This window comes from Hymenobacter convexus, assembly GCF_030580955.1.
GTDB lineage: Bacteria > Bacteroidota > Bacteroidia > Cytophagales > Hymenobacteraceae > Hymenobacter.
Map to the genome: position 1 here is coordinate 661,853 of NZ_JAUQON010000003.1, position 9,466 is coordinate 671,318.

6 protein-coding genes are annotated in these 9,466 nt (G+C 61.7%); all 6 read left to right on the top strand.

Features of this window, described 5'->3' with window-relative positions; all coding sequences use genetic code 11:
• Positions 1–120: 120 nt before the first annotated feature.
• The 6 genes from Q4S41_RS09215 to uxuA all read left to right on the top strand — a co-directional run bounded on the left by Q4S41_RS09215 (position 121) and on the right by uxuA (position 9,324).
• The gene (locus Q4S41_RS09215) at positions 121–1,992 is read left to right on the top strand and encodes a glycoside hydrolase family 2 protein (protein ID WP_305030819.1); all 1,872 of its coding nucleotides are present in this window, start codon (positions 121–123) and stop codon (positions 1,990–1,992) included.
• On the top strand, positions 1,992–3,434 hold the full coding sequence (locus tag Q4S41_RS09220; RefSeq protein WP_305030820.1) for a hypothetical protein: 1,443 nt from the start codon (positions 1,992–1,994) through the stop codon (positions 3,432–3,434). Before Q4S41_RS09215 ends, Q4S41_RS09220 begins: the two co-directional genes overlap by 1 nt.
• Positions 3,435–3,567: 133 nt before the next feature.
• On the top strand, positions 3,568–4,437 hold the full coding sequence (locus tag Q4S41_RS09225; protein WP_305030821.1) for a sialate O-acetylesterase: 870 nt from the start codon (positions 3,568–3,570) through the stop codon (positions 4,435–4,437).
• Positions 4,438–4,690: 253 nt separating this feature from the next.
• The gene (locus tag Q4S41_RS09230) at positions 4,691–6,967 is read left to right on the top strand and encodes a glycoside hydrolase family 3 N-terminal domain-containing protein (protein ID WP_305030822.1); all 2,277 of its coding nucleotides are present in this window, start codon (positions 4,691–4,693) and stop codon (positions 6,965–6,967) included.
• A gap of 191 nt (positions 6,968–7,158) precedes the next feature.
• A complete protein-coding gene (locus tag Q4S41_RS09235) occupies positions 7,159–7,980 on the top strand; it encodes an SDR family oxidoreductase (protein ID WP_305030823.1) in 822 nt (273 codons plus the stop codon).
• Positions 7,981–8,160: 180 nt separating this feature from the next.
• On the top strand, positions 8,161–9,324 hold the full coding sequence (gene uxuA / locus Q4S41_RS09240; protein ID WP_305030824.1) for a mannonate dehydratase: 1,164 nt from the start codon (positions 8,161–8,163) through the stop codon (positions 9,322–9,324).
• Positions 9,325–9,466: the final 142 nt, after the last annotated feature.

Consider the following 9,466-nt stretch of genomic DNA (forward strand, 5'->3'; position numbering starts at 1 on the left):
TTGGTGAAAAGGTGAGGTGGTGAGTACGCAACAGTCCCCGTTGGCCTCTGCAAGGGCCGGGGCTGTTGCCTCCCCGCCTCACCTTTTTTTGCCATTTCCCCTTCCCTTTTCCTTTTGGTAATGACCCACCTCACCCCACTGAAAATGCTGCTGGCCCTCCTGCTGGGCGTGGCCGGCGTCTTCACTGGCTCGTCGGCCCAGGCCCAAACCAGCCTCATCCAGAATGCCCCGGCCCGCCGCGTGCTCAGCCTCAACGGCAGCTGGAACTACATCATCGACCCCTACGAAAACGGCTTCTACGACTACCGCCGCGAGGCGTTTGATAAATCGGCCACCGGCAAAGGCGGCTACTACGACAACCAGAAGCCCAGCACCGCCCAGGAACCCGAGCTGATTGAGTACGATTTCGACCATTCGGCTGCCCTGCAGGTACCCGGCGACTGGAACTCGCAGGACCCCAAGCTGCTGTACTACGAAGGCACCATCTGGCTGAAAAAGAGCTTCAAAATAGCTCCGGCGGCTGGCAAACGCTATTTCCTCTACTTCGGAGCCATCAATTACGAGGCCCACATCTACCTCAACGGCAAGAAGCTGGGCATGCACCAGGGCGGCTTCACCCCCATCCAATACGAGGTGACCGGCAAGCTAAACCCCAACGGCGAGAACTTCGTGGTGGTGAAGGCCGACAATACCCGCCACCTCGAAGCCGTGCCCACCATCAACACCGACTGGTGGAACTACGGCGGCATCACGCGCGACGTCTTCATTGCCGAAGCGCCCGAGACGTTCATAGTGGACTACAAGGTGCAGCTGGCCAAAGGCAACCTGAGCCAGCTGACCGGCTATGTGCAGCTGGATGGCGCCGGCAAAAGCGGCCAGTCGGTGACGCTGAACATTGCCGAAGCCGGCATTAAGCAAACGCTGAAAACCGACGGCGAAGGCCGCGCCACCTTCAGCCTGCCGGCCAAGAAACTGAAACTCTGGTCGCCGCTGAGCCCCAAGCTCTACGCCGTTTCGCTTACGAATGGCTCGGAAACGTTGCAGGACCGCATCGGCTTCCGCACCATCGAAACCAAAGGGCAGGACATTCTGCTGAACGGCAAATCCACATTTATGCGCGGCATTTCCATTCACGATGAAAACCCACTGATTCCCGGCCGGGCGCGCGGCGAGGGCGACCTGCGCATGCTGCTCACCTGGGCCAAGGAGCTGGGCTGCAACTACGTGCGCCTGGCCCACTACCCGCACAACGAAGCCATGCTGAAGCTGGCCGATGAAATGGGCCTGCTTGTCTGGGCCGAAGTGCCGGTGTACTGGACCATTGCCTGGCAAAACCCTGCTACCTACCAAAATGCCGAAACCCAGCTCTCGGACCTGATTTCGATGGGGAAAAACCGGGCCAGCATCGTGGTCTGGTCGGTGGGCAACGAAACGCCGCTCGGCGACCCGCGCCTCACCTTCATGACCAATCTCGTGAAAAAAGCGCGCAGCCTCGACGATACCCGCCTCATCGCCGCCGCGCTGGAACTGCACCGCACCCCCGACAACGTGATTCACGTGGATGACCCGCTGGGCGAGTCGCTGGACCTCACCAGCTTCAACGAGTACGCCGGCTGGTACTGGGGCGGAAAGCCCAGCGAAATCACCAAATACACCTTCGACATCAAATACAACAAGCCGGTGATGATTAGCGAGTTTGGTGGCGACGCCTTGGGCGGCTACCACGGCGACGCCGACACCCGCTGGAGCGAAGAGTACCAGGAGGCGCTGTATGTGAACCAGCTCAAGATGCTGAGCACCATCAAAGGCCTGCGCGGCATGACGCCCTGGATTCTGGCCGACTTCCGCGCTACGCGGCGCCAGCACCCGGTATATCAGAACGGATTCAACCGCAAGGGCTTGATTTCGAGCACGGGCGTGAAGAAGAAGGCGTTTTTCACGCTGCAGGAGTACTACCGCCAGCAGGCGGCTAAATACGATACCGGGAAATAATGGCTACTAACTCATCCCTACGGCTGACCGCCGGCCTATTTCTGTTCACCCTCACCGCCCAAGCCCAGTCCCGCGACAGCGCCGAGTACACCCTGCGCGTGGCCGCCAAAAAGACCATCAACAACTCCACCGTCGACGGCAAGGCCGGCTTCTCGGAGTATAAGAATTACCCCACGCGCACCATCGCCACGCTGCAAAACTTCACGCCGGCCGAAATCAAGCTGGATAAGTACGGCGGGCGGCTCGACAGGAAAACCAAAGCCACCGGCTTCTTCCACGTCGAGAAAATAAAGGGCCGCTGGTGGGCCGTGGACCCCGACGGCTACTACTTCCTGCACAACGCCCCGAACGACGTGCAGGCCGGCCGCTCCGAACGCACCCAGCAGGCGCTGAAGGCGAAGTACGGCGACCAGGCCGGCTGGATGGCGGCCACCCGCAAGTTCTTCTTTGCGAACGGGTTCAATGGCGCGGGCGCGTGGTCGGCCACCAAGGATATTCAGGCCGAAAACAGCCACGCCGACCAGCCGCTGGCTTACACCATCAACCTGGATTGGATGAGCGGCTACGGCAGCAAGCGCGGCGGCACCTACGTGCAGCCCGGCCACAAAGGCTACCCCAACGACGTCATTTTCACCTTCGACCCCGGCTTTCCGGAGTACGTGGAGGAGCAAGCCAAAAAGCTGGCCGCGAATAAGAAGGACAAAAACCTCTTCGGCTATTTCTCCGACAACGAGATGCCGCTGCTGCGCAAAAACCTCGACGGCTACCTGAAGCTGCCCGTAACCGAGCCCGGTTACGTGGCCGCCAAAAAGTGGGCCGACGAACGCAACATCACCTTGGAAACCATCACCGACCAGAACCGGCAGGATTTTCTGGCTTACGCGGCCGAGCGCTACTTCAGCATCGTGGCCAAGGCGATGAAGAAGTACGACCCCAACCACATGTACCTCGGTTGCCGTTTCCACGGCGCCCAGCGCTACTACCCGGAACTGATGCGGGTGGCCGGCAAGTACCTCGATGCCGTGAGCATCAATTACTACAACAACTGGACGCCCGAAAAAACCTGGGTGCGCGACTGGGAAGTGTTTGCCGGCAAGCCGTTCATCGTGACCGAATGGTACGTGAAGGGCGAGGACGCCCCCGGCTTGGCCAACACCGCCGGGGCCGGCTGGGTGGTGAAGACCCAGGCCGACCGCGGTCTGTTCTATCAGAATTTCACACTGGGCCTGCTCGAATCGAAGAATTGCGTGGGCTGGCACTGGTTCAAATACCAGGACAACGACCCTACGCTGGTAGGCGCCGAGCCCTCGAACACCAACGCCAACAAGGGCATCGTGGACAACTACCTGGAGCCCTACCCCGCCCTGCTCAACAAGATGCGCGAGCTGAACCAGCAGATGTACCACCTGGCCGATTTCTTCGACCAGCGCCCGCCCATGTAGGTTAGAACGTCATGCAGAGCGCAGCGAAACATCTCGCGTGCCGCAACTAACTCTTTTTCAACGATTGAATTACTACTGCACGCGAGATGCTTCGCTGCGCTCTGCATGACGCTCTTCTAAACCTGAAACAACAATGAAACCCACCCGCTCGCTCCTGCTCCACCTCCTGCTTCTGGCGTTGCTGCCAGCGACCGGGCTGCGGGCGCAAGCGCTGAAACCACGACTGCGCCAAGTCGTAACGCCGCCCGCGCAAAAGCAAAAATTCCAGCTCTACTTACTCATCGGGCAGTCGAATATGGCCGGCCGCGGCGCCGTGGAAGCCCAGGATACCGTGCCCAACGCCCGCGTGCTGCGCCTGAACCCCGCCGGGCAGTGGGAAGTGGCCAAAGACCCTATCCACTTCGATAAACCCGTGGCCGCCGTGGGCCCGGGCCTGACCTTCGGCCGGCTGATGGCCGCGCAGAACCTGGGCCTCACCATCGGCCTGATTCTCTGCGCCGTGGGCGGCTCCGGCATCGATGCGTGGGCGCCCGGCGCCTACTTCGAAGGCACCAAAACCCACCCCTACGACGACGCCCTGGCCCGCGCCCGAACTGCCCTGCAAGCGGGCACGCTGGCCGGCATCATCTGGAACCAGGGCGAAACCGACAGCAACCCCGAAAAAAGCGCCGTCTACCAACAGAAGCTGAAAGCGCTGATTGAGCGGCTGCGCGCCGATTTGCAGGCGCCTGCCGTTCCTTTTGTGGCCGGGCAGCTGCCGGATTTCCAGATTAAAAAGGTCGGGGCAGACGGCCAGCCGCACTTCAACGAAGCTGCTCAACGCATTAATAAAGCCGTGACTGAACTGCAGAAACAGGTACCAAACTACGCCTACGTTACTGCCGAAGGCACCACCGATATCGGTGACCAGACGCATTATAACGCCGCGTCGGCCCGCCTGCTGGGCCGGCGCTACGCCGAGGCCATGCTGCAACTACAGCGACTTGCCAAAACCAAGAAATAAACTCCCCGGCGCCCAAATCGTGGGCACTGCTCTTCAAAAATAACATGACCGGAACCCCGGTCAACTTGTGCTATTCTGGCGGCTACCAGCCCCTTTCCAAACACCGAAAAACAGTTTCTTCGGCCCAAACGATGCTCCCTGGTGATGGTGGGAACGTACAACGGTGGCCTCGTCCGAAGCAGCTGTGGCCGGTGGCCGCCAGTAAGCATAAATCCCATTTCCTGCTGCTGAGGCGGCTTTTCATCGCACCTGAATGACTCTTTCGTTTCCCAAGCCGCTGTTGCCATTGTTGTGGCTGGGCCTGCTGCCCGGCCCGGCTGCTTTCGCCCAAACCAAGAAACCGGCCCCGGCCGCAACGGCCCAGACAGCCGCCGGCATTGAGCAGCGCGTGGCAACCCTGCTGGCCCAGATGACGCTGGAGGAAAAAGTAGGCCAGCTCAACCAGTACTCCGGCCGCGAGGTGACCGGCCCGGCCAGCAACCGCAAAACCACCCTGCTCAGCAGCATCCGCAGCGGGCAGGTGGGCTCCATGCTGAATGTGAAGGGCGTGAAGGACACCCGCGAAATCCAGGCCGTGGCGCTGGAGTCGAGGCTAAAAATCCCGCTGTTGTTCAGTCTCGACGTCATCCACGGCTACGAAACCACCTTCCCCATTCCGCTAGGCGAAGCCGCGTCGTGGGACCTCGCCGCCATCCGGCTGGGTGCGCACGTGGCCGCTAAGGAAGCCGCCGCCTCGGGCATTCACTGGACGTTTGCGCCGATGGTCGACATCGGCCGCGACCCGCGCTGGGGCCGCGTGATGGAAGGCGCCGGCGAAGACACCTACCTCGGCTCGCTCATTGCCAAAGCCCGCGTGCTGGGCTTCCAGGGCGAAAAGCTGGGCGGAACCGATGCCGTGATGGCCTGCGCCAAGCACTTCGCGGCCTACGGCGCCGCCACCGCCGGCCGCGACTACAACGCCGTCGACCTCAGCCCCCAGCAGCTTTGGGAAACCTACCTGCCGCCCTTCAAAGCGGCCGCTGATGCCGGCGTGGCTACGTTCATGAACTCCTTCAATACCCTGAACGGCGTGCCCGCCACCGGCAACAGCTACCTGCAGCGCGACATCCTGAAAGGCCAGTGGAGCTACCCCGGATTCGTGGTAAGTGACTGGGGCTCCATTGCCGAGCTGGCCAACTGGGGCTACGCCGCCGATAAGAAAGACGCCGCCCAAAAGGCCATCACCGCCGGCTCCGACATGGATATGGAAGGCGACGCCTACAGCCAGAACCTTGCCCAACTGGTGAAGGACGGCCAAGTAAAAATCGACCTCGTGGACGACGCCGTCCGCCGCATTCTGCGCAAGAAATTCGAGCTCGGCCTCTTTGACGACCCTTACCGCTTCTCCGATGAAGCCCGCGAGAAGCAGGTGCTCAACGACCCGCAAAACCGCGTGGCCGCCCGCCAGATGGCCCAGAAGTCGCTGGTGCTGCTCAAAAACGAAAACGCCACCCTGCCCCTCACCAAGCAGCTGCGCACCGTGGCCGTCATCGGCCCGCTGGCCAAGGCCAAGCGTGACCTCAACGGCAGCTGGACGGTGAGCACCGACACCACCAAAATCACCTCACTCTACGACGGCCTGAGCCAGCGCGCCGGCAAAACCACCCAGCTGCGCTACGCCAAAGGCTGCGACACGAGCGGCGACAGCCGCGCCGGCTTCGAGCAGGCCGTGGCCGCGGCCAAAGGAGCCGACCTCGTGGTGCTGGCCGTGGGCGAAACCTGGGACCTGAGCGGCGAAGCCAAGTCGCGTACCGACCTGCACCTGCCCGGCCCGCAGGAAGAGCTATTCAAGGCCCTCAAAGCCACAGGCAAGCCCGTGGCCGTGGTCGTTTTCGGCGGCCGGCCGCTGGTGTTCGACGCCATTGCCGACCAGGCCGACGCCATTCTCTACGCCTGGTGGCCCGGCTCGGAAGGCGGCCTCGCGCTGGCCGACGTGCTATTTGGCGACTACAACCCGGCCGGCAAGCTGCCCATCACCTTTCCCCGCAACGTGGGCCAGATTCCCATCGCCTACAACCAGCAGTACAACACCGGCCGCCCCATTACCAAGCCCGGCGACATCAAATACAAATCGGCCTACATCGACGCACCGAATACCCCGCGCTACGCCTTCGGCCACGGCCTGAGCTACACCAGTTTCACCTATTCGGACTTGAAAATCAGCCGCCCGCAGCTCAAAGCCGGCGAGTCGGTGCAGGTCAGCTTCACGCTCACCAACAGCGGCAAAGCGGCCGGCGAGGAAGTAGCCCAGCTCTACCTGCGCGACCCGGTGGCCTCCGTGGTGCGGCCACTCAAGGAGCTCAAGGATTTCCAGAAAATCAGCCTCAAGCCCGGCCAGAGCAAAACCATCACCTTCACCATTGGCAAAGACAAGCTGGCCTTCTACAACCAGCAGCTGGAATGGGTGGCCGAGCCCGGCAAATTCAACCTTATGGTGGGTAGCGCTTCGGATGATATCCGGCTGGAAGGCGCCGTGGAGCTGCTGCCGTAGAGCAAGACGTAAGACAGTCAGAACACACCACCAGGCCGTCATGCTGAGCGCAGCCGAAGCATCTCTACCGCTTCGTTGCAGCGGCATTGATTAGTTACGCAGTAGAAGTGCTTCGGCTGCGCTCAGCATGACGGCCCGATTATTCAAACCGATTTCCTTCGAAAACTCTACCAGAACCTCTACACCCAATTATGCCTTCCCTGAATCAATTTTCCTTAGCTGATAAAGTCGTCGTTATCACCGGCGCTACCGGAGTGCTGGGCGCCTCTATGTCCTTGGCCGTGGCCGAGGCCGGCGCCAAAGTGGCCATTCTGGGCCGCAACGCCGAGCGGGCCGAAGCCCGCGCCGCCGCCATCCGCGAGGCCGGCGGCGAGTGCCTCGTTATCCTGGCCGATGTGCTTGATGCGGGCCAGATGAACGCCGCCTGCGACAAAATAATGCAGACCTGGGGCCGTATTGATGGACTGGTGAATGCGGCCGGCGGCAACATGCCCGGCGCCACCGTCGGCCCCCACCAGAGCTTGTTCGATGTAGGCATCGAGGACACCCGCCGGGCCGTGGATTTGAACCTGTTTGGCACTATTATCCCGACCACCGTTTTCGGCCGCGTGATGGCCGGGCAGGGCACGGGCTCCATCATCAACATTTCCTCGCTCACCGCCCAGCGCCCGCTCACCCGCGTGATGGGCTACACCCTGGCCAAAACCGCCATCGAAGGCTACACCCGCTGGATGGCCACCGAGTTGGGCCTGCGCTACGGCGGCGGCGTCCGCATGAACGCAATTGCGCCGGGCGTGTTCCTCACCGAGCAGAACCACAGCCTGCTCATCGCCGCCGACGGCACGCATACCGACCGGGCCCGCAAGTTCATCAGCCACACGCCTTTCCAGCGCTTTGGTGAGCCCGAGGAGCTGACCGGCACCCTCATCTACCTGCTCAGCGACGCCTCGCGCTTCGTGAACGGCGAAACTGTGGTGGTCGATGGGGGATTTAATGCGTACAGCGGGGTGTAAGAATTCTGTCGTTCTGGCGGGCGCCTCACCCCCCGGCCCCCTCTCCCAAAGGAGAGGGGGAGCCGAACGACAATAACATTTACCTTATTATTGAGCGCGATGTCCACCCCCCGGCCCCCTCTCCTTTGGGAGAGGGGGCCGGGGGGTGAGGCGCCCGCCAGAACGACCACACACACAACTATGCCCATCATCCAAAGCTGGCGCTGGTACGGCCCCAACGACCCCGTGAGCCTCGCCGACATTCGCCAAGCCGGCGCGACCGACGTGGTTTCGGCCCTGCATCACATTCCTAACGGCCAAGTCTGGACCGTAGAAGAAATCAAAAAACGCCAGGAAATCGTGCGCGCCGCCGGCCTCACGTGGAGCGTAGTGGAAAGCGTGCCCGTGCACGAAAACATCAAAACCCGCACCGGCAACTTCCAGCAATACATCGCCAACTATCAGGAGTCGCTGCGCAACCTGGCGGCCTGCGGCATTTTCACGGTCACCTACAATTTTATGCCCGTCCTCGACTGGACGCGCACCGATTTGGCATACGAGGTAGAAGACGGCTCCAAAGCACTGCGCTTCGAAAAAGCCGCCTTCGTAGCCTTCGACACTCAGTTGCTGAAGCGCCAAAATGCGGCTCAAGATTACACCCGGGAAGAATTAGCCAAAGCCGAAGCCCGCTTCGCCGCCATGAGCGACGACGAGAAACAGCTGCTCCAGCGCAACATCATTGCTGGTTTGCCGGGCAGCGAGGAAAGCTTCACGCTGGCGCAATTTCAGCAGGCGCTGGATGCCTACGCAGGCATCGACGCGGCCAAGCTGCGCAAGCATCTGATTCTGTTTTTGCAGGCCGTGGTGCCCGTAGCCGAGTCAGTGGGCATCAACATGGCCATCCACCCCGACGACCCACCCTACCCCATCCTGGGTTTGCCGCGCGTGGTGAGCACCGCCGATGACGTGGCCGCGCTGGCGGCGGCTGTGCCCTCGCTGAGCAACGGCCTGTGCTTCTGCACCGGCTCCTTCGGCGTGCGGGCCGACAACGACCTGCCGGGCATGGTGCGCCAGTTCGCCGAGCGCATTCACTTCATCCACCTGCGCAGCACCCAGCGCGACGCCGAAGGCAACTTTTACGAAGCCAACCACCTCGAAGGCGACGTGGATATGTACGCCGTGATGCGCGAGCTGGTGCTGGCCATGCGCCAGCGCAACGTGAGCCTGCCCATGCGCCCCGACCACGGCCACCAGATGCTCGACGACCTCAAAAAGAAAACCAACCCCGGCTACTCCGCCATCGGCCGCCTGCGCGGCCTGGCCGAGCTGCGCGGCCTGGAAATGGGCATCAGCCGGGGGCTGTAGAACGAGAAAGGCAGAACGTCATGCAGAGCGTCGGGGAGGGTTTTTTTCTCGGCGGGAATACTGTTCGAAAGGTTTTTCTGTGGGGTAAAGAAGCTTCGCGGCGCCCTGCGTAACGGTTCATTAATTATTATCTCCCCTTCTT